Genomic DNA, 21,582 nt, shown 5'->3' with positions numbered 1-21,582 from the left:
TCGCCCCCGCCCCCGCCAGCCCACCAACTGCCCCGATGGGGGGGATCCGGTGGACGGATCCCGCACTTCTTTTGCATTTCTGGCGCGCTGAGAGCGCGCGGACTCAGCCCGACTTGCGGCGGAACTCGCGCTTGCCGCCCGCGGCACCATGCGTGCCGTGGATCGCACCGCTGCCGTGGGGCGACGAGCCCGGGCCGGTGTGACCCGCGGAGTTCGCGGCGTTCTTGCGCTCGAGGGCCTCGCGGAACTTGGCCTTCGCGTCGTCGCTCGGGGTGTTCTTCGATTCATCAGCCATGGGCACAGCTTAGGAGCGATCAGCCGTCGCGGGAGAACCCTTTCGGATGTCGGTGCCCGGTGGCATCCTCGGCAGTGCACCGGGCGCAGCGACCGCTGACACCGAATCGTCCGGGCGTCGAGAGGACAGTTCGATGGGCTACAAAGTCGCTCCGTACATCTCCTTCGCCGATGGCGCCGCCGAGGCGCTGGAGTTCTACCGGTCGGTGCTCGGCGGTACCGTGAGCATCATGAGGTTCGGCGACCTGCCGAATCCCGACCTCGATCCGGCCGACGCCGACAAGGTCATGCACGGACAGCTCGACCTCGACAACGGGTTCGCGCTGATGGCGTCCGACTCCCCGACGGGCATGGAGCACGACGAGGGCCAGCGCGTCAGCGTCACCCTCTTCGGAGACGACGGTCCCGAGCTCGGCAGCGTCTTCGAGAAGCTCGCGGAGGGCGGATCCGTCGTCGAGCCGTACACGACCGCACCGTGGGGCGACTCGTTCGGCATGCTGATCGACCGATACGGCGTGTTCTGGATGCTCAACGCCTCCGGCGGCGAGCAGGGCTGACCGCACGCGAGGCGGCCCCGACCCGGCTCAGGATCGGGGCCGCCTCCGGTGAGCCGCGTCAGTCTTCGAGCACGCTCATCCAGACCGACTGCGTCATCGTCGCGAACTGCGCGTTGAGGGTGTCGAAGTCGCTGCCCTCGGCGAAGTACAGCGTGGTGAGACCGGTGAGGCCGTCATCCCGCGTGGCGCTGATCGTCAGCACGCCGAGGTCGATCGTGCCCTGCGCGGTGGACACCGTGCAGAGCATCATGCCCATGCCGACGTCGAGGTCGCGCACGCCCGCGTCCTGCGCGGCCGGCGGGTTGACCATCTCACTGGCCGTGCAGTCGCGCTCGGCGAGGAAGTCGAACCACGACTGCACCACAACGCCCGGCTCGACGCCCGCCTCGAGCTGCGCGCAGGTGCCCTCGAGCAGCTCGCCCGAGGCGTTCTGGAGCATCACGCTGCCCTCGCCGGTCGACCCGAGCGCCCATCCGTCAGCCGGCTGGATCGCGCAGTCTCCGAAGGCCACGGCGTCGGCGACCGGCGCATCCGGATCGGACGGCTGCGAGACCGGCGGGTCGGGAATCTCCGGATCGGCCGGAGCCGCCGCGGGCGACGAGAAGATCGCGATGAGCATGCCGATGATCGCGAGCACCACCACACCCGCCCCGACGAGCCCGATGATGAGCCACGGGCTCCTCTTCTTCACCTGCGGGGGTGCGGGGACGTAGCCCGCCCCCGCGTAGCCGGGGTAGGGCGGCGGCACCGGCGGCTGACCGTACGACGGGTACGCGCCGTAGCCGGCGGGCTGCGCGCCGTACGCCGGCGGCTGACCGGCAGGCTGGGCGCCGTACGCCGGCGGCTGACCGGGCGCGGGCGCCTGCGGGGCGTAGGGGTTATACGCCGGGTATTGACCCGGGGCCTGCGCCGGCTGCTGACCCGGGGCCTGCGGCTGCGCCGGGGGCTGGCCCTGCGCCTGCGCCTGCGGCGGCAGCGGCGGAAGGGGCGGCAGAGGCGGCACGGGCGGTCGCTGCGGGTCGGGCACGTGGGGCGGGTTCTGCGGTTCGCTCACGACTGCACCCCCTCGTTGTCGTTCGGGGCGGGATTGCCCGCGGCAGGGTTGTTCGCCGCAGGAGACGGCGGCCCGTCCGGCCCGGGGTGGATCGGCACCGGCTCGTCGGCACGGGGCGCCGGTGCCGGCTGTGCCGCGGCGAAAGCGCCGGCGACGCGGGGCCGTGTGCGCTGGGCCGTACCGCACACGCTGCAGAACGAGGCACCGGCGAGAAGCGGCATCTCGCAGCTCGTGCAGTAGGCGAGTTCGCCGGTGGCGCCGACTCGCTGGTCGTCGCGGGCGGCGGCCTCGAGGGCGCCCTCGAGCAGCGCCTTGTGCAGCACCGTGCGCACGCGCAGGATCAGCACGGCCAGCACCGCGAGGCCGAGCACCACGGTGAGCGCGACGCCCTGGAACACGGGCAGGAACGAGAGCAGATAGGCGCCTGTCTGGTACACGATCGTGGCGACGATGGCCTCGGCGAGACCTCGCGCATAGCGACCGGTGAAGCCGTCGTAGCCCCTGCCGAGACCCGAGAACTCGGCCGCGGCGATACCGGCGGCCGTTCCGAAGATCAGCGGCTTGACCAGGCCCTCGAGGAACACGAGCGCGACCCAGGTGGCCGGATCGGCGCCGGGGTCGAAGCCGCCGAGCAGCGCATCGCCGTGGCGCACGAGCGTGTCGCCCGCCGAGTAGGCGACGCCCGAGACGATGCCGAAGGTGAGGCCGTCCATCAGGTCGTCGAAGCGCGGCCGGCTGGCGAGGTACACCGGGCCGAGCTGGATGAGGAGGTGGGCGACGATCGGCACCGCCACGCCCACGATCAGCAGCGTGGCGAGATCCGGTCCGCGCACCAGCGAGGTCGCCGGCACGAACTGCGTCCAGCCCCACGTGAACGCCGCGCCGAGCACCGCGGTGAGCCCGAAGGCGGCGAGCGTGACCTGAACGGGCTGGTCATCCCAGAGGTTCACGTCGTACAGGTACACGATGTAGACGAGCGGCACGGTGAACGCTGCGACCAGCAGCGCGATCGGCAGCGCGCCGAAGACGGCCGCGATCAACGCGACGAACAGGCCGATGCCGAGGGCGATGCGGTAGGTCTGCGGATGCTGCGCGGCGCCGCGCGGCATGATCGTCGACACCAGCGCGAACGAGGCGACCGGCTCATCCGGCTTGACCGCGTAGGAGCACCTGCGCGAGGCGTCGCCCGAGTGCAGGTCGAGCCCGCACGCCTGACAGAAATGCGCGGCCGCCGGATTTCCGGCGGCGCAGCGAGGACACGTCACGTCGATACCCCCTTGCGTCGAATCCGCGCCCGAGATGGGAGCGGGACAGTGGGCACACTAGCGTCTGCGGCGAGCGCGCGCGTGGGCAGGATCGCCCCGTGTCGCCGAAGGGGATGCTTCCGCGCGACGGACGGAGGGGATCCGCGGCAGCCAGACGCCGACGCGGTCGCGATAGGCGCGGTAGTCGTCGCCGAAGCGCGCCTCGAGGTCGGCCTCCTCGTGGGGCTGGATGAGCACGTTCCAGATCACCGACCCGCAGAGCGCGTAGACGATGACGAGCCATGAGCCCAGCACCATGCCCACGGCCACGCCCTGCGCGATGCCGACGACTGCCATGGGGTTGCGCACCACGCGATAGGGCCCCGCGATCACCAGTTGCCGCGGCATTGCCGATGGCAGAGGAGTGCCGCGGCCGATCGTCGACATCGTGTACGCCGACCAGAGGCCGATCACCGTCATCGCGACGAACAGGATCACCCCTGCCGCGCCGAACCACGGCGGCAGCGCGAGGTGCACGCGCCAGCGCTGCTCGAACCACACGATGACGGCCGGCAGCACCACGAGGAACAGGCCCCAGAAGCAGACGATCTGCGCAGCCGTCTGGGCGAGCAGGGGGATCCTGCCCGTGCTCTTCGCGATGGCGAACCCGAAGGGGCCGATCAGCAGCTTCTCGCCGGGCAGGCGGCCGAACGTCACGAGAGCCGCGGCGAACGCGGTCGCGGCGGCGGATGCGAGCATCAGCACCGCGCCCCAGCCCGCGCGCTCGGTGAGCGTCGCGTAGACCGTCATCACCGCGGCGACGAGCAGCGTCCACGGCACGACAGCCCACAGCGCGACGCGCACGCGGGCGGCGACCAGCGCCGATCCGACGACGAAGAGGGGCACATCGAAGGCCGCCACCAGCACGGGATCGAGCCCGCCGAGGGTCGCCTCGCGCACCGGCGGCAGGGTGAACACCGCGGCCCACCATCCCGCGCCGGCGAGCGCCTGCACGGCGAAGTACCACCGACCGAGGCGCTCTCCCACGAGAGCCACCGTATCGGCGCGGGCGTTCAGCGGCGCAGGATGCGGCGCGCGAGCCAGTTGCCGAGGCCCTGCACCACCTGCGTCACCACGATGATGATGACCAGCGCCGCCCACGTCACGACCTCGTCGAACTGACGCAGGCCGTACGCGACCGCGTAGTTGCCGAGGCCCTGGCCCCCGGCCATGCCCGCCACCGCCGACATGTCGATGAGGGCGATGATCGCGAAGGTGTAGCCCAGGATCAGCGGGCCTGCTCCCTCGGGCAGGATCACCGTGCGGATGATGCGCCACGGGCTCGCACCCGCCGAGCGGGCCGCCTCGATCACGCCGGGGTCGACGGTGACGAGGTTCTGCTCGACGATGCGCGCGATGCCGAAGGTCGCTGCGAGCGACATCACGAAGATGATCGCCTCGTTGCCGATGCCCTTGCCGATCACGGCGCGGGCGAGCGGCTGGAGCGCGACGAGGAAGATGATGAACGGGATCGGCCGGATCGTGTTCACGAGCGCATTGAGCACGCCGTACACGATCGGCTGCGCCAGGATCGCGCCGCGCCGCGTGACCGTCAGCGTGGTGCCGACGACGAGCCCGCCCACGCCGCCGAACAGCAGCGAGGCCACGACCAGCCAGAGGGTGATGCCGGTCTGCTCGAGCAGATCCGGGGCCAGGGTGGTCAGCTGATCGAGGAGGTCGCTCATGCCGCCACCTCCGTGACCGTGACGCCGGATCCGATCCTGCTCAGGGCGTCGTCGATGGCGTCGTCATCCCCGCGCACCGCGATGGTGAGCAGGCCGTAGACACGTCCCTGGATGTCGTCGACACCGCCGTGCACGAGCTGGAAGTCGACTCCGGCCCGCGCGAGCGCGCCGAAGACGCGCGCCTCGCCGGCGCCCGCGTCGGTGAACGCGATCGTGAAGAAGCGCCCGTCGTGCTGGGCCCGGAGCGCAGCGAGGCCGTCGCCGTCGGGGAGGGCGCGCACGACCGTGCGCACGAAGCGCCGGGCGGTGTCGGTCTGCGGGTTCGTGAAGACGTCGTAGGTGGCACCCTGTTCGACGACGCGTCCGCTCTCCATCACCGCCACCTTGTTCGCGATGCGGGCGATGACGTCCATCTCGTGTGTGATCACCACGATGGTCACGCCGAGCTCGCGATTGACGCGCGCGAGCAGCTCGAGCACCTCGTCGGTCGTCTCGGGATCGAGCGCGCTGGTCGCCTCGTCGGCGAGCAGGATCGCGGGGCTCGCCGCGAGCGCGCGGGCGATGCCCACCCGCTGCTGCTGCCCGCCCGAGAGCTGCTCGGGGTAGGCATCCGCCTTGTCGGACAGCCCCACGAACTCGAGCAGCTCGGTCACACGGGCCGCGCGCTGCGCGCGGGGCACGCCCGCGACCTCGAGCGGGTAGGCGACGTTGCCGCGGATGGTGCGCGAGCGCAGCAGGTTGAAGCGCTGGAAGATCATGCCGATCCCCTGGCGCACCGCCCGCAGCTTCGACTCGGGCAGGGCGGTGATGTCGACGCCGTCGATCTCGATCGATCCGCTCGACACCGGCTCGAGGCCGTTGATCAGCCGCACGAGCGTCGACTTCCCCGCGCCGGAGTAGCCGATGACGCCGAAGACGTCGCCCTTCTCGATCTCCAGGCTCACGGAGTCGACCGCCGTGACGGATGCGCCTCCGCGGCGCTGGGGCGGATACGTCCTGGTGACGTCGGTGATCCGGATGTGGGTCATGGTGTCTCCGTGGAACGCCGATCCGCCCGGCCTGGACAGGGCGGGCGGATCGGCGCGGTGGGTTACTTCTGGATGTTCGCCTCGACCTCGGCGAGCGCATCCTGCAGCTCGGCGGCGGGGTTCGTGGCGAACACCGCAGTGCCGCCCGAGACCTCCTGCACGCCGTCGAGCACGTCCTGGTTCGTCTGGTAGATCTCGACGAGCTTCTGCAGCACCTCGTTGCCGAGGTCGGCCTTCTTCACCGCGAAGATGTTGATGTACGGCGCCGCGGTGGGGTCGGCGGGGTCGTCCGATGCGATGGCCGACTCGGGGTCGATGCTCGCCTTGGTGACGAAGTCGTTGTTGATGATCGCGGCGGCCACATCGGGCAGCGACGTCGCGGTGATCGCCGCGTCGACGGCCTCGACCTTCACCCGCGAGCTGTCGAGCACGTCGGCGGTGGTCGAGAACGACGAGCCGCCGTCCTTCAGCTCGATCAGGCCGGCCGACTGCAGCACGAGCAGGCCGCGGGCCTGGTTGGTCGTGTCGTTCGGCACGATCACGGTCTCGCCGTCGGGGATCTCCTCGGCCGACTCGTATTTGTCGGAGAACAGCGAGAGCGGGTAGATCGCGGTCGCGCCGATGGGCTGCAGGTCATCGCCCGAGCTGACGTTGTAGTCGGCGAGGTACTGGATGTGCTGGAACTGGTTGATGTCCAGCTCGCCCTCGCTGAGCGCGGGATTGGGCTGGGTGTACTCGGTGAAGTCCTCGATCTCGAGGTGGATGCCCTCGGCCTCGACGGCCTTCTCGTAGACGTCCCAGTAGGGGTCGCTCGCGCCGACGACGCCGAGCTTCACCGGGCGCTGCTCGCTGCCGAGCTCGGCCTCGGAGCCGGCGTCGGCGGCCGCAGAGCAGCCTGCGAGAGCCATCATGCCCAGCACCGCCACCGGCGCGAGGACGCGGGCAATGTGCTGAGTACGAGTTGTCATGATGCTCCCTTGTGAGGTGTGCGGTGAGAGATTCTGCGAAGTGCAGCTCTCCCACGGTACGGAGCGCCCCCTGGGAAGTCAGATCCGATGACACACGGCGAAACTTTCGATGCGCCATCACGCGCGGAGCGCGGCGAAACCAGCGGATCGGTCGTGGCCGGCACGGTGAGCGGTCGGCTCATCGGCCTTCCACCGAACGGTAGTAGGCGCAGTCAGCCTCATAGAACCCGCGCAGGGTGGTGAGATCGCCGAGCTCGGCCTTGTCGAGAGTCGCGTCCCAGACGCCGCCCGGGTCGTCGTAGAACTCCACCGCCCACTCCGTGCCGGGCCACCGGCGGAGTTCGGCAAGTGCCTCAGCCCTCAGCGGATCCCCGGGCGACGCCGACAGGTAGACGTCCATCCACGCACAGCTCCAATGGAAGTACGCCATCCCTGCACCGTTACCCGCGCCGATCAGACCGTCCTCGAAGGGCGGTGGATCCGCCGGGAACGTCACGCCCTCCGGGAGTCTCTCCGGGAAGTCAGCGACAGCCTCCCGATAGAGCAGCACGTATTCGTCATGGTCGACGTACTCCTCTGCATCCACGGGCTCCGATGTGCATGCGGTGCTGGTCGCGCCGACCAGAGCGAGCGTAACCAGCGCGGCGACGCCTCTCACAGGCGGTCCGTTTCAGCCAAAATGTCCCCCTTGACGTGGATTCCGCTCCCGTACCGAGAGCAACGGTCAGACGGTAGGGCAACGCGACGGCGCCGGTCAGGGAGTTCTGCGAATACCCGTGCCCGGGCGGCGTTCTTGCGGGGTACGACGTGCGGCGTCAGTGGCGCGCGGGGTCGTCATCCGGGGAGTCGGCCAGCTCGTCCACCACGAGGTCGCGCACGTCGCCGTTGCGGTACGCCTGCCGGCCGATCATGTGCGCCGACAGGGGTGCGGTGGCCATCTGGATGAGCACGACCGGCAAGAGCGAGAACACCACGACCCACTCGCGCAGCGACAGGGCGACCGCGATCGCGATGAGCAGCAGACCGAGCACCTGCGGCTTGGTCGCCGCGTGCAGACGCTGCGGCACGTCGCGGAAGCGCAGCAGGCCGATCGCCGCGGTCACGCACAGCAGCGCCCCCAGCAGCACGAGCACCAGCGAGGCGATGTCGAGGATCGGCTCCATCAGCGCTGCCCCTCCTGATCGCGGCGGGCGACGAAGCGGGCGACCGCGACGGATCCGAACACCCCGATGGCGGCGATGATCAGCATGATCGGGATCGTGCGCACGTGCTGGTTGATCGCGGCCTCGGCGCCGAGCACGCACAGCACCTCGGTCAGCAGCACGTCGCTCGCGACCGCGCGATCCAGGATCGACGGACCCCGCGCGATCCGCACGATCGTCAGTGCCGCGGCGACGGCGAACGCGACCAGGATCGCGACCAGCAGCACGGTGCGCACGTCATCGACGTTCACGGGCGGACCCCCTCCTTGCGCTCGCGACGGATCGCCTCGAGGTCGGCACGCGAGCCCACGGCTCGAACGATCCGGTCCTCCCACAGCAGCACGCTGCGGCGCTGGGCGTCGGCGTCGGCCGCCGAGCCGATGCCGAGCACGTGCAGGTAGAGCACGCGGCGCTCGCGGTCGGTCTCGACGACGAGGGATCCGGGGATCAGCGAGGCGGTGACGGCGACGTGGGTCATGATCAGGTCGTCATCGGTGCGCAGCGGCACCCGCACGATGCCCGACGGCGTGGTGCCGGGTGACAGAGCCTGCCAGGCCACCGTGACCGCTCCGCGCACGAGTTCGCCGAGGAACAGCACGATGAACACCAGGCCGTACCAGAGGTTCAGGCGACCCGACAGCGCCGCGGTGGGCAGGTGGAAGATGCGCGTCACGAGAATTGCGACGATCACCCCGGTGAGCACGGACAGCACCGTGACCTGCCCCCACAGCATCATCCAGAGCAGCACCAGCCAGACGAAGAACGGCAGCTGACGCCAGAGGCGGGCGGCCTGGGCCTTCAGCGTGGGCATCAGGACTCCTCCTCCACCTGGATCAGCTGGACGAGGGAGACCGGCTCGAGCAGCCCGGATCCGATCCGCTCGCAGATCTCGTAGAGCGGGCCCGCGAAGACGGTGAGGCCGACCGAGACGGCGACCATGCCTGCGGTCGCGGCGGTCATGATGCGCGGGATGTGACGGCGCTCGCTCACCTCGTCGGCAGCGGGGGCGTTCTCGAGGTGCTGAATGCGCGCCTCGGTCTCGACCGAGTCGTCCTCCTCGCGCCAGAACGACAGGTTCCAGGCGCGCATCAGGGCGTAGAGCGTGAGGAGCGACGTGACGATGCCACCGGCGATGAGGGTGAACATCAGCGGTGTGCCGACCTCGGCCGCCGCCCCGAACAGGGCGAACTTGCCGATGAAGCCCGAGAACGGAGGAAGCCCGCCGAGGTTCAGCGCGGGGATCAGGTAGAGCGCCGCGAGAACCGGGGCCGCCGTGAACAGGCCCTTCACCTTGAGGATCGACGTGCTGCCGGCGCGACGCTCGATGAGGCCCACCGCGAGGAACAGCGTGGTCTGCACGATGATGTGGTGCACCGTGTAATAGACGGTCGCGCCGATGGCGGCGGGAGTCGCGATGGCGAGGCCGAACACCATGTAGCCGACGTGGCTCACGAGAGTGAACGACAGGATGCGTTTCAGCTCGGCTTGCGCCACCGCGCCCAGCACCCCGACGATCATCGTGGCCAGAGCGACACACAGCAGCAGGGTGTTCACGTCGCTCTCGGCGAAGAGCTGCGTCTCGGTGCGGATCATCGCGTAGACGCCGACCTTGGTCAGCAAGCCGGCGAACACCGCCGTCACGGGCGCGGGCGCGGTCGGGTACGAGTCGGGCAGCCAGAACGAGAGCGGGAACACCGCGGCCTTCACGCCGAACGCCACCAGCAGCAGGATGTGCAGCAGCAGCTGCACGTTCTCGGGCAGATCGCCCATCCGCTCGGCGATCTGCGCCATGTTCACGGTGCCGAGCGCGCCGTAGATCACGGCGACGGCCGAGAGGAACAGCACCGAGGACACCAGCGAGACGACGATGTAGACGACGCCCGTGCGGATCCGGGATTCGGTGCTGCCGAGCGTGATCAGCACGTACGACGCGACCAGCAGCATCTCGAAGCCGACGTAGAGATTGAACAGGTCGCCCGCGATGAACGCGTCGAAGATGCCGGCGGCGAGGATCAGGTACGACGGGTGGAAGATCGACACCGGTGTCTCGTCGTCGCCGTCTGCCGCGCCCTGGCCGACCGAGAAGAGCAGCACCGCGAGCAGCACAAGACTCGAGACCGCCACGAGCAGGGCCGCCAGGCGGTCGACGTACAGCACGATGCCGAACGGCAGCGGCCATCCGGCCACCGAGACGGCGAGGGGCGTGCCGGCATCGACGATCACGAACATCGCGATCGCGAGCGCGAGCGTCAGGATCAGCGTGGTCACCGAGATGCTGATCTGCAGGCGACGCCGGCGTCCGGCGATGAGGGTGGTGGCGGCGCCGAGCAGCGGCAGTCCGACCACGAGCGGCACGAGCAGGCTGGGGGTCACTTGCCGTCCCCCTTGTCGTGTGTCTCGGTGGGCGTGTCCACGGGGGCATCGGGCAGCAGGCCCAGGGCATCGGCGCCGTCGAGCGCCAGCAGCGGGGAGGCGACCGCGTCGACGAAGTCGGTGGCCGCGTCGTCGTCGACGGTCTCGACCTCGTCCAGCGCGGCCTCGGCCTGGGCCGTGCGCTCGCGCAGCGCCAGATCCTCGGCGTCGTCCTCGACCGTGTCGGCCTGGCCGAGCTGCCAGGAGCGGTAGATGAGGGCGAGCAGGAAGGCGCTCACGGCGAAGGTGATGACGATGGCCGTGAGCATCAGGGCCTGGGGAAGCGGATCGCTCTGCGCCCCTTGGTCACCCGGATACTCGGCCTCGCCCGCGAAGGGCGCCGTGCCGGGGAAGCCCATGACGATCAGCAGCAGCAGGTTGGTCGCGTTGCCGAGCAGCAGGAACCCGATCAGCACGCGCGTGAGGCTGCGTTCGAGCATCGCGTACACACCGGCGGCGTAGAGCACGGCCATGATCACGACGAGGGTGAGCGAGACGCTCATGGGCGCTCTCCCTTCGCCGGGGCGAGGGAGGCACGGAACGAGTCCTTCGCATCCTTCATCTGGCGGTCGACCTCGGCACCGAGGCTGCGCAGCACGTCGAGCACGAGCCCGATCACCACGAGGTACACGCCCACATCGAAGATCGTCGAGGTCACGAACTCGAGGTGGCCGATGACCGGGAGGTCGGCCTCCCACACGGCGCGCGTGAGCGGATCCGCGCCGAACAGCATCGGGACGAGGGTGGTCGAGACGGCCAGCACCATGCCGGTGCCCAGCAGCCATCCGGCATCCGTGGGGGCGGCCACACCGAGCTCGTACCGGCCGCCCGCGATGTACCGCATGACCAGGGCCATGCCCGCGACGAGACCGCCCGCGAAGCCGCCGCCCGGCAGGTTGTGGCCGGCGAAGAGCAGGTAGATCGACACGACGATGATCGTGTGGAACAGGATCCGTACGATCACCTCGAGCATGATCGAGCGCGATTCGGCGCTCATCTTCTGCCCGCCGACGAGCCACGCGCGCGGGTGCTCGCCGTTGCGGCCGGCGTCGTCGCGGGTCGGACGCGTGGCTCCGGGAAGCCCGTGCGTGAGCCGCTGCAGTGTGTCGCTGCGGTGCGTGACGAACACGAGCGAGGCCACGCCCGTGGCCGCGAGGATCAGCACCGACAGCTCGCCCATGGTGTCCCAGCCGCGCAGGTCGACCAGCGCGACGTTCACGACGTTCTTGCCGTGCCCGATCTGGTAGGCGAGCTCGCCCCATCCGTCGGAGACCGGATCATGCGTGCGCGCGCCGCTCGCGATCACCACGATGACGGCCATGGTCACGCCCACCGCGACGGCGAGCAGTGCGCGCAGCAGCGGGGCCGCGGTGCCGTTGTGCTCGCCCATGCGCGAGGGCAGACGGCGCAGCACCAGGGCGAACACCACGAGGGTGACGGTCTCGACGAGCACCTGGGTGAGAGCGAGGTCGGGGGCGCCGATCACCGCGAACAGCGTCACCATGCCGAGGCCGGTGACCGCCACCAGCACCACGCCCGTGTAGCGCTTGCGCGCACGCACGGCCATGAAGCCGCCGGCGATCATGAGCGGTGCGACGGCGAGCTGCACCGGGTGCTGCCAGCCGTCGAGCTCGACCTTCCAGCCCGGGTCGGCGAACAGCACGATGCCCTCGCCGACCACGAGCACCACGAAGACCGTGGCGACGTAGATCGGCAGCGATCCGCGCTGCGTGACCGTCGTGACGGCGACCGAGAGGCGGTCGATGCCGCGCATGGCGGCGTAATAGAGGTCGCTCGCGGTGAACCGCAGCACGCGGCCGGTGCGATCGAAGCCCGTGCCCATCGCCAGCCACAGGATCAGCCCGCCGCCCAGGAGGGTGAGCGCCGACAGCCCGAGCGCCGGGCCGATCCCGTGCCAGAGCGCGAGGTGGGCGGTGTGCTCCGCGACCGGGGCGACCTCGGCCGCGGTGTCGGCATAGGGCGCGATGGAGAGGTCGAGCACCGGGGCGGCGAGGCCGCCGAGAAGCCCCAGGGCCGAGAGGATGAGCGGCACGCCCAGGAAGCCGATGGGCGGATCGGGCCACTCGGTGCGGGGGGCGAGCTCGCGGGATCCGGGAACGCGCTTGGTCCAGAACGCTCCCCACAGGAACCGTGCACCATATGCCACGGTGAGCATGGACCCGAGCGTGATGCCGATCAGAGCCGCGATGCCCCAGCCCTCGCCTGCGGCCCACGACTCGAGGAAGGCCGTGAACGCGCCCTCTTTGGCCACGAAGCCGAGCAGCGGCGGCAGACCGCCCATCGATGCGATCGCCACGAACGAGATCACGGCCATGACCGGCGCCTGTCGGCCGACCCCCGAGAGCTCGTCGATGTCACGGGTGTTCAGCTGGCGGTCGATGACACCCACCACGAGGAACAGCGCCGACTTGAAGAAGGCGTGACCGAGCATCAGCGCGACGCCGGCCAGCGCCGCGTCGCGCGTGCCGTAGCCGATGACCACCGAGATGAAGCCGAGCTGGCTCACGGTTCCGAACGCGAGGATGCGCTTGAGATCGCTCTCGCGCAGGGCCTGCATGCCGCCGAGCAGCATCGTGAAGACCCCCAGCGTGACCAGCACGGGTCGCCACGGATCCGCCTCCGCGAACGTCGGAGCGAGGCGCGCGAGCAGATAGATTCCCGCCTTCACCATCGCCGCCGCGTGCAGGTACGCGCTCACCGGGGTGGGCGCCGCCATGGCTCCGGGCAGCCAGAAGTGGAAGGGGAAGATCGCCGACTTGCTGAGCGCGCCGACGAGCAGCAGCACGAGGGCCACGTCGATGAGCGGTCCGGTGGGGGCGTCGGACAGGATCGTGCTGAGGCTCGTCGTGCGGGTCTCGACGGCCAGGATCACCACGCCGATCAGCATCACGAGGCCGCCGAGCGTGGTCACCAGCAGCGCCTGCAGCGCCGCACGGCGGCTCGCCGCGCGCAGGTGGTAGTGCCCGATGAGGAGGTAGGAGAGCACGCTCGTGATCTCCCAGAACATCGTGAGCACGATGATGTCGTCGGTCAGGACCAGCCCGTACATCGCACCGGCGAAGGCGAGCAGCACGCTCGAGAAGCGCCCGAGCCCCGCGGTCTTGCCCCGGAAGTACCACCGGCAGTAGAGCATGACCAGCGCGCCCACACCGCTGACGATGAGCGCCATGATCCAACCGAGCGTGTCCATCCGCATCGAGATCTCGATGCCGAGCGGACGGATCCACTCGTATGCCTCAAACGGGATGTCTCCCGCCAGCACCGGGCCGCCGCTGAGCGCGGCATGAACGAATGCGGCGAGCGGGAACAGCGCCCCGACATAGAACACCCGCGCTCCGAGCGGCTTCGCCAGCATGGTCAGGATCAGGGATCCGGCGGCGAACGCGACGAGGAGAGCGAGCATGGGCGTCTCCTCGGGCTCGTCGGGCGGCGGCGGGCTGGGCGCGGGTCAGTGATGCCAGTCTACGCGGGCAGTTCTGCCCCCGGGTCCGGTCTGTCCACATCCGGCCCCAGGACGGGTGCGATCGTGGTCACGACATGCCGCACGCATCCGGGAGCGCGCGGCGTGTCGTGACCAGCAGGTCAGCCCTGCGCGGCCGCCGCGGCCCGGGCGGCGGCGGGGAGCGCCTCGACGATGCGGGCGAGCGCCGCGTCGTCGTGGGCGGCCGTGAGGAACCACGCCTCGAACACGCTCGGCGGCAGGGAGACGCCCGCGTCGAGCATCGCGTGGAAGAACGGGCCGTAGCGGAAGGCCGCCTGCGCCTTCGCGGCCGGGTAGTCGCGCGGCGCCTCCGCGGCGAACACGGGGTTGAACAGGCTGCCCGCGCTCGCGATGGCGTGCTCGACGCCCTCGGCCGCGAGGGCTGCGGAGACGGCCTCTGCCACCTGCACGGCCTTGGCGTCGACCGCGGCGTAGACCTCGGCCGTCGCCAGGCGCAGCGTGGCAAGGCCCGCGGCGACCGAGAGCGGGTTCCCCGAGAGGGTGCCCGCCTGGTACACGGGGCCGACGGGGGCGAGCTGGCTCATGACCGCGGCCTTGCCGCCGAGCGCGGCCAGCGGCATGCCGCCGCCCACGACCTTGCCGAAGGTGATGATGTCGGGCTCGTAGAGCGATCCGGCCTCGACCTCGAGACCCCAGTAGCCGGCGGGCCCGACGCGGAACCCGGTGAGCACCTCGTCCAGGATCAGCAGGGCGCCGTGCTCGTGCGCGATCGCGGCGAGCCCCTGGTTGTACCCCGCGGCGGGGCGCACCACGCCCATGTTCGCGGGCGCGGCCTCGACGATGATCGCGGCGATGCGGTCGCCGAGCTCGGCGAAGACCTCGCGCACCGCGTCGAGGTCGCCGTAGGGGGCGACGAGAGTCTGCGCGGCGATGGGGGCGGGCACGCCCGCCGTGCCCGGCAGCGCGAGCGTCGCCAGTCCCGATCCGGCCGCGGCCAGCAGGCCGTCGGAGTGGCCGTGGTAGTTGCCGTCGAACTTCACCAGGAGGTCGCGGCCGGTGACGCCGCGGGCCAGTCGGATCGCGGTCATCGTCGCCTCGGTGCCGGTCGACACCAGACGCACCTGCTCGATCGGCTTCAGGCCGCCCGCGGTGACGCGACCGGCCACCAGGTCGGCGAGCTCGACCTCGCCCTCGGTGGGCGCGCCGAACGACAGGCCGCGCAGAGCAGCCTCGCGCACCGCCTCGACGACCTCCGGGTGCGCGTGGCCGAGCAGCGCGGGGCCCCACGACGCGACCAGGTCGACGTACTCGCGCCCCGCCGCATCCGTGATGTAGGGCCCGCGCGCCGACTGCACGAAGCGCGGCGTGCCGCCGACGGAGCCGTACGCCCGCACGGGCGAGTTCACCCCACCCGGGATGACCTCGCGGGCGTGGGCGAACAGGGTGTCGTTGCGATCGGCCATGGATCCATTGTCCCAGGCCCCGGTGTGGAGCGTCTGGACTCCCCGCCGCGCCAAAATATGGAACGTTTTATGTTTTCGGGTAGCCTGGGCGTCCAGGCAGCAAGGGAGCACCGATGATCACCGTCGACCGGATCACGATCGAGCACCACACCGACCCGCTCGGCATCGGCGAGGCCGCCCCGCGCCTGTCGTGGGTGACGAGTGCGACGACGCCCGGGTGGCGCCAGGCGGCGTACGAGATCGAAGCCGAGACGGAGACGACCGGCCGGATCGACTCGACCGACCAGGTGCTCGTCGACTGGCCCTTCGCCCCCCTGACCAGCCGGCAGCGGCGCCACGTGCGCGTGCGGGTGTGGGGAGAGGACGGACCGGCCTCCGCCTGGAGCGAGCCCGCGCACGTCGAGGCCGGCCTGCTCGATCCGGCCCTCTGGACGGCGAAGCTGGTCTCGCCCGTGCTGCCGGATGCCGGCGACGGGGGCGAGCCGGCCGCGCTGCTGCGCGGGGAGATCGATCTCCCCGCCGGGGTCGTGCGCGCGCGGCTGCGCGCGACCGCGCACGGGGTGATGACGCTGAGCCTCAACGGCGCGGCGGTCGGCGACGACGTGCTCCACCCCGGCTGGACCACCTACGCCCGCCGCCTGCGATACCGCACCTGGGACGTGACCGACGCGCTGCGCGCGGGGGCGAACGCGATCGGCGTCCACCTCGCGGACGGCTGGTATCGCGGCTACCTCGGGTTCGGCGGACGACGGGAGGTCTACGGCGACCGCACCGCCGCGCTCGTGCAGCTCGAGGTGACCCTGGCCGACGGCTCGGAGCGGACGTACGGAACGGACGAGAGCTGGCGGTCGACCCTCGGCCCCCTCACGCGCGCCGACCTCTACATGGGCGAGACCTACGACGCCCGGCGGGCGCTCGCGGGGTGGGATGCGCCCGGGTTCGACGCCGCGAGCTGGGACCCGGTGGCCGTCGCGCCGCTCGATCCCGCCATCCTCGTCGCGCCCGACGGCCCGCCCGTGCGCCGTACCGAGACCCTTCCCGTGGCCGAGGTGATCACCACGCCCTCCGGCCGCACGATCCTCGACTTCGGCCAGAACCTCGTGGGGCGCGTGCGCGTGCAGGTTCCGGCGGCCGAATCCGGCACGACGATCACCCTGCGCCACGCGGAAGTGCGGGAGGACGGCGAGCTCGGCACCCGCCCGCTGCGCGCGGCCCTGGCGACGGACGAGATCATCTCGGACGGCACGGCGTTCGCCTACGAGCCGTCCTTCACCTTCCACGGGTTCCGCTACGCCGAGGTGACGGGCTGGCCGGGCGAGGTCGACCCGTCGGCGTTCACCGCGATCGTGACCCACACCGACATGCGCCGGACCGGCACGTTCGCGGCATCCGACCCGCTCCTGAGCCGCCTGCACGAGAACGTCGTGTGGGGGATGCGCGGCAACTTCCTCGATGTGCCGACCGACTGCCCCCAGCGCGACGAGCGGCTGGGCTGGACCGGCGACCTGCAGGTGTTCGCGCCCACAGCGGCGTACCTCTACGACACGGGCGGGATGCTCTCGGGCTGGCTCAAGGATCTGGCCGCCGACCAGTTCGACGACGGCAACGTGCCCGTCTACGTGCCGTGGTTCGTCGCCGACGACCAGATGCCGCCGCTCGGCGCGGAGGCCGGCTGGGGCGATGCCGCCACCGTGGTGCCGTGGACGCTGTATGAGCGGTACGGCGACGCCGGGGTGCTGCGCCGCCAGTGGGCGTCGATGCGCGCCTGGACCGACAGCCTCGCGGCACGCGGCGGGCCCGAGCTCGCCTTCTCGGAGGGCTTCTCGTTCGGCGACTGGCTCGATGCGGCCGCCCCCGACGACCAGCCCTGGGCGGCCCGGCTGCCGTGGCAGCCCGTCGCCGTCGCCTACCTCGCGCAGTCGGCGCGCATCATGCGGGATGCCGCGGCGGTGCTGGGCGAGCCGGCCGACGAGGCGCGCTACGGCGCGCTGTTCGAACGCGCCCGCGCGCGGTTCCGCGACGAGTACGTCACCCCCAGCGGGCGCGCGGCGTTCGCCTCGCAGACCGCGTACGCCCTCGCGATCCGCTTCGACCTGCTCGACGACGCGCAGCGGGCGCACGCCGGCGACCTGCTCGCGCAGCAGGTGCTCGCCGACGGATTCCGGATCGGCTCCGGCTTCCTCGGCACGCCGCACGTATGCGACGCTCTCGCCGACACCGGCAACGGCGCAACGGCGTGGGAGCTGCTGATGCAGCGCGAGTGCCCCTCCTGGCTGTACGCGGTCACGATGGGCGCCACCACCATCTGGGAGCGCTGGAACTCGATGCTCCCCGACGGCAGCATCAACCCCGGCCATATGACCTCGTTCAACCATTACGCGCTGGGAGCGGTCGCCGACTTCCTGCAGCGCCGGGTGGCGGGGCTCGCGCCCGCGGCCCCCGGCTACCGCCGGATCCGGGTCGCTCCCCTGCCGTCGCCGCACCTCACGTGGGCGCGCACGGCGCACGAGACGCCCTACGGCCCCGCGTCGGTGTCGTGGACCCTCGAGGGCGAGGAGTTCGCGCTCGAGGTCGTGGTGCCGCCCTCGACCGAGGCCGAGGTGCTGCTGCCGGACGGATCCGCTGCGGTGACGGTCGGATCGGGCAGCCACGCCTTCGCCTGCCGCTTCGCAGCGCCGGAGCCGCCCGCACCGCCCGTCGCGTTCGCGGGCTGACGGGGGCTCAGATCGGCTCGATGAGGAAGCTGCTGATCAGGCGCGCGCTGTCCTCGGCGATGTCGACGTCGAGACCGTCGAGCCAGAGCAGCTGGAGCCCCTCGATCGAGGCCAGCGAGCTGAGTGCCGCGCGCCGCGGATCGACGCCCTCGCGCAGGCCGCCGTCGGAGCGCACCTGCTCGTAGGCGCGGGTGACCGCATCCGCGATGACCTGGAAGCGCTCGGTGAAGTAGGCGTGGGCCGGGTGATCCGGATCCGTCGCCTCGGCGGCCAGGATCGTGTAGAGCTGCACCACGCCGCGCTGCGCGCGCTGGGTGCGGGAGACCTCGACCATCGCCCGCAGGAAGTCGCGGCCCTGCTTGTCGCCCAGCAGCTCGCGCGCAGCCGCGTCGCGCCGTTCGAGCACGGCGCGCAGAAGCGCCATCTTGCCCCCGGTGAAGTGATGCAGCACGCCCGTCTGGCTGATCCCGACCACCCGCGCGATCTCGTTGACCGAGCTCGCGGTGTAGCCGTTCTTGGAGAACACCTCGAGCGCGGCGTCGAGGATCTGGGTGCGCCGCTCGGCGGTCTTGCGGTACTCGCCTCGGGGCCCTGCCATAACAGCACCGTATCAACCCGGAACGAAAACATTGCTGCCTTCATGTTTTCGTGTTAGCGTCCCCGCAACCCGCTCTCGCGGAACCCGAACCATCTGAGGCGCGGTCGCACCCACGGCCGCCGGCAAGGAAGCCAGCCATGAACACCCCCGAATCGACCGTCCCGGCCGTGCCGCTCATCACCGGGCCCACCGTCGAACCCACCCCCACCGAGCTGTTCCGCCAGAACCTGCAGCCGCGCCGCGGCTTCGTGTTCTTCCTGGTCCTCGCGATGGTCGGCGCCGCCGCCGCGCAGATGTCCGCGGCGCTCCTGACGCTCACCCTCAAGGCCACCGAGATCGACGCCGCCACCGCGACCACGACGATCTCGATCTCGAGCGCGATCGCCGGAGTGCTCACCCTCGTGGCGCTGCCCGTGTTCGGCACCCTGAGCGACCGCTCGCGGTCCCGCTTCGGCCGTCGCCGTCCGTTCCTGGTGCTCGGCGCGATCGCGTTCGTCGTCGGCGCCACCCTGCTCGTCGCGGCACCCAACGTGCCGATCTTCGTTCTCGCGCACCTGCTCATCACCACCGGCTTCGTGATCGCGAGCGTCACCGTGATCGCGCTGCTCACCGACCAGCTGCCCGCCGATCGACGCGGTGTCGCGACGGCGCTGACCAGCATGGCGACGCCGATCGGCGCGCTGTTCGGCATGGCCGTCTCGGTTCCCTTCGACGCGCAGCTGGTGCCGCTCGTGGGCATCCCGACCGCTCTCGCGGTCGTCGGCATGCTGCTGCTGGCGCTGATCATCCACGACCCGAAGTTCGACTTCCCCAAGCCCGCCTTCGACCTGCAGGCCGCACTGAAGATGTTCTGGGTCAACCCGCTCAAGCACCCGAGCTTCGCCTGGATCTTCACCAGCCGCATGCTCGTGTTCTCGGGTGTCGCCGCCCTCAACGGCTACCAGGCGATCTACCTGCTGCAGAAGCTGCACCTCGACCCCGCGGGCCTCGGCGGCTCCATCCTGCTGACGGTCGTGGTCAACCTCGGCGCCACGCTGCTGGCGGCCCCCGCCATGGCCAAGCTGAGCGACAAGCTCGGGGTGCGCAAGCCCTTCATCCTCGTCGCGGCCCTGATCCTCGCCGTCGGCCTCGTGCTCGCATCGGTCGCGCCCGACTTCGGCTTCTACCTCGTCGCCTGCGCCGTGGTGGGCCTCGGACAGGGCGTGTACTTCTCGGTCGAGCTGGTGCTGGCCACTCAGGTGCTGCCGGATCCCGACAACCCCGCCAAGGACCTCGGGATCCTGAAGATCGCCGACAACCTGCCCGTCACCATCGTCGCGGCCATCGCGCCCGCGCTGCTCGCGATCGGCGCGGGCGCCGCCGGCCCCAACTTCTCGGCGCTGTTCATCGCCGGCGCGCTGGCCGCCACGGCCGGCGGCCTCGTGATCCTCTTCGTCCGCGCCGCCCGCTGATCCTCGGGGATGGCCGCCCCACGCCGGGGCGGCCATCCCTTCCGCGCGACCTCGTCGCCTCCATCGAAAGCAGCACCATGACCTCCTTCCCCGCCGGCTTCCTCTGGGGCGTCGCCACCGCCGGCCATCAGAACGAGGGCGGCAACGTCCACTCCGACATGTGGTTCCTCGAGCAGATGGAGCCCACCCTGTTCCGCGAGCGCTCCGGTGACGCGTGCCGCGGCTACGACCTGTTCGAGAGCGACCAGGATCTGGTGGCGAGCCGCGGCCTGAACGCCCTGCGCTTCTCGGTCGAGTGGTCGCGCATCGAGCCCGAGCGCGGCATCGTCGAGCAGCGGGAGCTCGACCACTACGAGCGCGTCGTCGATGCGGCGCTCGAGCGCGGGCTCGCCCCTGTCGTCACCCTCAACCACTTCGCGGCTCCGCACTGGTTCTCGGCGGCCGGATCATGGCTCGCGCCGGATGCGGCGGAGCTGTTCGCCACGCAGGCCGACCGTGTGATGGGCCGCCTCGGCGACCGGATCTCCTCCCTCGTGACGATCAACGAGCCGAACCTCGAGCAGCTGCTGCAGGCGGGCGGCAAGCTCCCCCCGATAGCCGAGCAGATCAAGCAGGACATGCTCGCCGCGGCCGCGCGCGCGTCGGGGGGCACCCGATACTTCGCATCGAACGTCATCCCGGCCCACGCGCAGGCCGACTTCCAGGAGGCGTTCACGCGCGCCCACCGCGCGGCCGTCGCCGCGGTGAAGGCGCATCGAGGCGATCTGCCCGTGGGCGTCTCGATCGCGATCGCCGACGACGTCGCCCTCCCCGGAGGCGAGGGGCACCGCGATGCCCGCCGCGCCGCCGTCTACGACCACTGGCTCGATGTGGCGCGTGACGACGACTTCATCGGCGTGCAGAACTACGAGCGCTACGTCTTCGACGCCGCCGGTGAGGTCGCGTTGGAGGGGCCGCGCAACGGGATGGGCTCGGTAATCGAACCCGACGCCCTGGCAGGGGCGGTTCGCTACGCCCACGAGCGCTCGGGGGTGCCCGTGCTCGTGACCGAGCACGGCATCCAGACCGACGACGACGCCCAGCGCGCCGCATTCATTCCGGCGGCGCTCGCGGCTCTGGAGCGTGAGATCGCGGCCGGCACACCCGTGCTCGGCTACTGCCACTGGACGCTCATGGACAACTTCGAGTGGATCTTCGGGTACGGCCCGAAGCTCGGCCTGGTGGCGGTGGACCGCGAGACGTTCGCGCGCACGCCCAAGCCCAGCTTCGACGCCTACGCCGCGGTCGTGCGCGAGGCCCGGGCCGGCGCGGTCCGCTGAGCGCGGAAGAGAGGGGGGGGGGGCGCGGGCGGCCGCCGCCCCCCCGGGGGGGGCGCGGGCGCGCCGCGGG

20 protein-coding genes are annotated in these 21,582 nt (G+C 71.0%); 4 read left to right on the top strand and 16 right to left on the bottom strand.

Annotated elements, in window-relative coordinates:
- Window positions 1-103: 103 nt before the first annotated feature.
- Window positions 104-295 (bottom strand): DUF5302 domain-containing protein, encoded by a 192-nt coding sequence (locus J5V96_RS16435; protein WP_208505463.1) that lies wholly within the window; start codon window positions 293-295, stop codon window positions 104-106.
- Between the two features lie 133 nt (window positions 296-428).
- On the opposite strand from J5V96_RS16435, the gene J5V96_RS16430 reads away from it, so the two are divergent.
- Entirely contained in the window at window positions 429-851 is a 423-nt protein-coding gene (locus J5V96_RS16430) for a VOC family protein (RefSeq protein WP_208505461.1), read from the top strand.
- A gap of 58 nt (window positions 852-909) precedes the next feature.
- On the opposite strand, the gene J5V96_RS16425 is transcribed toward J5V96_RS16430, so the two are convergent.
- From J5V96_RS16425 to hemL, 14 genes are all read right to left on the bottom strand, one after another.
- Window positions 910-1,905, bottom strand: a complete 996-nt coding sequence (locus J5V96_RS16425) for a hypothetical protein (protein ID WP_208505459.1) — start codon at window positions 1,903-1,905, stop codon at window positions 910-912.
- Window positions 1,902-3,170: a hypothetical protein gene (locus J5V96_RS16420; RefSeq protein ID WP_208505457.1), complete on the bottom strand. Its 1,269-nt coding sequence runs from the start codon at window positions 3,168-3,170 to the stop codon at window positions 1,902-1,904. The genes J5V96_RS16425 and J5V96_RS16420 overlap by 4 nt, the downstream gene beginning before the upstream one ends.
- A gap of 57 nt (window positions 3,171-3,227) precedes the next feature.
- Complete coding sequence (locus J5V96_RS16415; protein WP_307793722.1) at window positions 3,228-4,196, bottom strand: methyltransferase family protein; 969 nt, start codon at window positions 4,194-4,196, stop codon at window positions 3,228-3,230.
- Between the two features lie 26 nt (window positions 4,197-4,222).
- On the bottom strand, window positions 4,223-4,894 hold the full coding sequence (locus J5V96_RS16410) for a methionine ABC transporter permease (protein ID WP_208505455.1): 672 nt from the start codon (window positions 4,892-4,894) through the stop codon (window positions 4,223-4,225).
- A complete protein-coding gene (locus J5V96_RS16405; RefSeq protein WP_208505453.1) occupies window positions 4,891-5,922 on the bottom strand; it encodes a methionine ABC transporter ATP-binding protein in 1,032 nt (343 codons plus the stop codon). Before J5V96_RS16405 ends, J5V96_RS16410 begins: the two co-directional genes overlap by 4 nt.
- A gap of 62 nt (window positions 5,923-5,984) precedes the next feature.
- Window positions 5,985-6,890 carry a MetQ/NlpA family ABC transporter substrate-binding protein gene (locus J5V96_RS16400; protein WP_208505448.1) on the bottom strand — a complete coding sequence of 302 codons (906 nt, stop codon included), beginning with the start codon at window positions 6,888-6,890 and terminating at the stop codon, window positions 5,985-5,987.
- Between the two features lie 178 nt (window positions 6,891-7,068).
- Complete coding sequence (locus tag J5V96_RS16395; RefSeq protein WP_208505447.1) at window positions 7,069-7,548, bottom strand: hypothetical protein; 480 nt, start codon at window positions 7,546-7,548, stop codon at window positions 7,069-7,071.
- Between the two features lie 157 nt (window positions 7,549-7,705).
- Window positions 7,706-8,053 carry a monovalent cation/H(+) antiporter subunit G gene (gene mnhG / locus J5V96_RS16390; RefSeq protein WP_208505446.1) on the bottom strand — a complete coding sequence of 116 codons (348 nt, stop codon included), beginning with the start codon at window positions 8,051-8,053 and terminating at the stop codon, window positions 7,706-7,708.
- Window positions 8,053-8,343, bottom strand: coding sequence for an MrpF/PhaF family protein (locus tag J5V96_RS16385; protein WP_372439957.1), 291 nt, complete (start codon window positions 8,341-8,343; stop codon window positions 8,053-8,055). The genes mnhG and J5V96_RS16385 overlap by 1 nt, the downstream gene beginning before the upstream one ends.
- Entirely contained in the window at window positions 8,340-8,903 is a 564-nt protein-coding gene (locus J5V96_RS16380; RefSeq protein WP_208505445.1) for a Na+/H+ antiporter subunit E, read from the bottom strand. Before J5V96_RS16380 ends, J5V96_RS16385 begins: the two co-directional genes overlap by 4 nt.
- Window positions 8,903-10,465 carry a Na+/H+ antiporter subunit D gene (locus J5V96_RS16375; protein ID WP_208505442.1) on the bottom strand — a complete coding sequence of 521 codons (1,563 nt, stop codon included), beginning with the start codon at window positions 10,463-10,465 and terminating at the stop codon, window positions 8,903-8,905. Before J5V96_RS16375 ends, J5V96_RS16380 begins: the two co-directional genes overlap by 1 nt.
- Window positions 10,462-11,007, bottom strand: a complete 546-nt coding sequence (locus tag J5V96_RS16370) for a Na(+)/H(+) antiporter subunit C (RefSeq protein ID WP_208505440.1) — start codon at window positions 11,005-11,007, stop codon at window positions 10,462-10,464. Before J5V96_RS16370 ends, J5V96_RS16375 begins: the two co-directional genes overlap by 4 nt.
- The gene (locus tag J5V96_RS16365) at window positions 11,004-13,928 is read right to left on the bottom strand and encodes a Na+/H+ antiporter subunit A (RefSeq protein WP_208505438.1); all 2,925 of its coding nucleotides are present in this window, start codon (window positions 13,926-13,928) and stop codon (window positions 11,004-11,006) included. Before J5V96_RS16365 ends, J5V96_RS16370 begins: the two co-directional genes overlap by 4 nt.
- A 179-nt stretch (window positions 13,929-14,107) precedes the next feature.
- The gene (hemL, locus tag J5V96_RS16360; protein ID WP_208505436.1) at window positions 14,108-15,430 is read right to left on the bottom strand and encodes a glutamate-1-semialdehyde 2,1-aminomutase; all 1,323 of its coding nucleotides are present in this window, start codon (window positions 15,428-15,430) and stop codon (window positions 14,108-14,110) included.
- Between the two features lie 113 nt (window positions 15,431-15,543).
- Here hemL and J5V96_RS16355 point away from each other — a divergent pair, with 113 nt between their 5' ends.
- A complete protein-coding gene (locus tag J5V96_RS16355; protein ID WP_208505434.1) occupies window positions 15,544-18,144 on the top strand; it encodes a family 78 glycoside hydrolase catalytic domain in 2,601 nt (866 codons plus the stop codon).
- A gap of 7 nt (window positions 18,145-18,151) precedes the next feature.
- Here J5V96_RS16355 and J5V96_RS16350 read toward each other — a convergent pair whose 3' ends face one another.
- On the bottom strand, window positions 18,152-18,742 hold the full coding sequence (locus tag J5V96_RS16350) for a TetR/AcrR family transcriptional regulator (protein WP_208505432.1): 591 nt from the start codon (window positions 18,740-18,742) through the stop codon (window positions 18,152-18,154).
- A gap of 137 nt (window positions 18,743-18,879) precedes the next feature.
- On the opposite strand from J5V96_RS16350, the gene J5V96_RS16345 reads away from it, so the two are divergent.
- Together J5V96_RS16345 and J5V96_RS16340 are read left to right on the top strand one after the other, a co-directional pair.
- Window positions 18,880-20,193: an MFS transporter gene (locus tag J5V96_RS16345; protein ID WP_208505430.1), complete on the top strand. Its 1,314-nt coding sequence runs from the start codon at window positions 18,880-18,882 to the stop codon at window positions 20,191-20,193.
- Between the two features lie 77 nt (window positions 20,194-20,270).
- The gene (locus tag J5V96_RS16340; protein ID WP_208505428.1) at window positions 20,271-21,512 is read left to right on the top strand and encodes a family 1 glycosylhydrolase; all 1,242 of its coding nucleotides are present in this window, start codon (window positions 20,271-20,273) and stop codon (window positions 21,510-21,512) included.
- The last annotated feature ends 70 nt before the right edge of the window (window positions 21,513-21,582 follow it).

Origin of the sequence: Microbacterium stercoris, from assembly GCF_017592545.1 — a bacterium.
GTDB classification, from domain to species: domain Bacteria; phylum Actinomycetota; class Actinomycetes; order Actinomycetales; family Microbacteriaceae; genus Microbacterium; species Microbacterium stercoris.
This window is presented reverse-complemented; position numbering and strand designations above follow the sequence as displayed.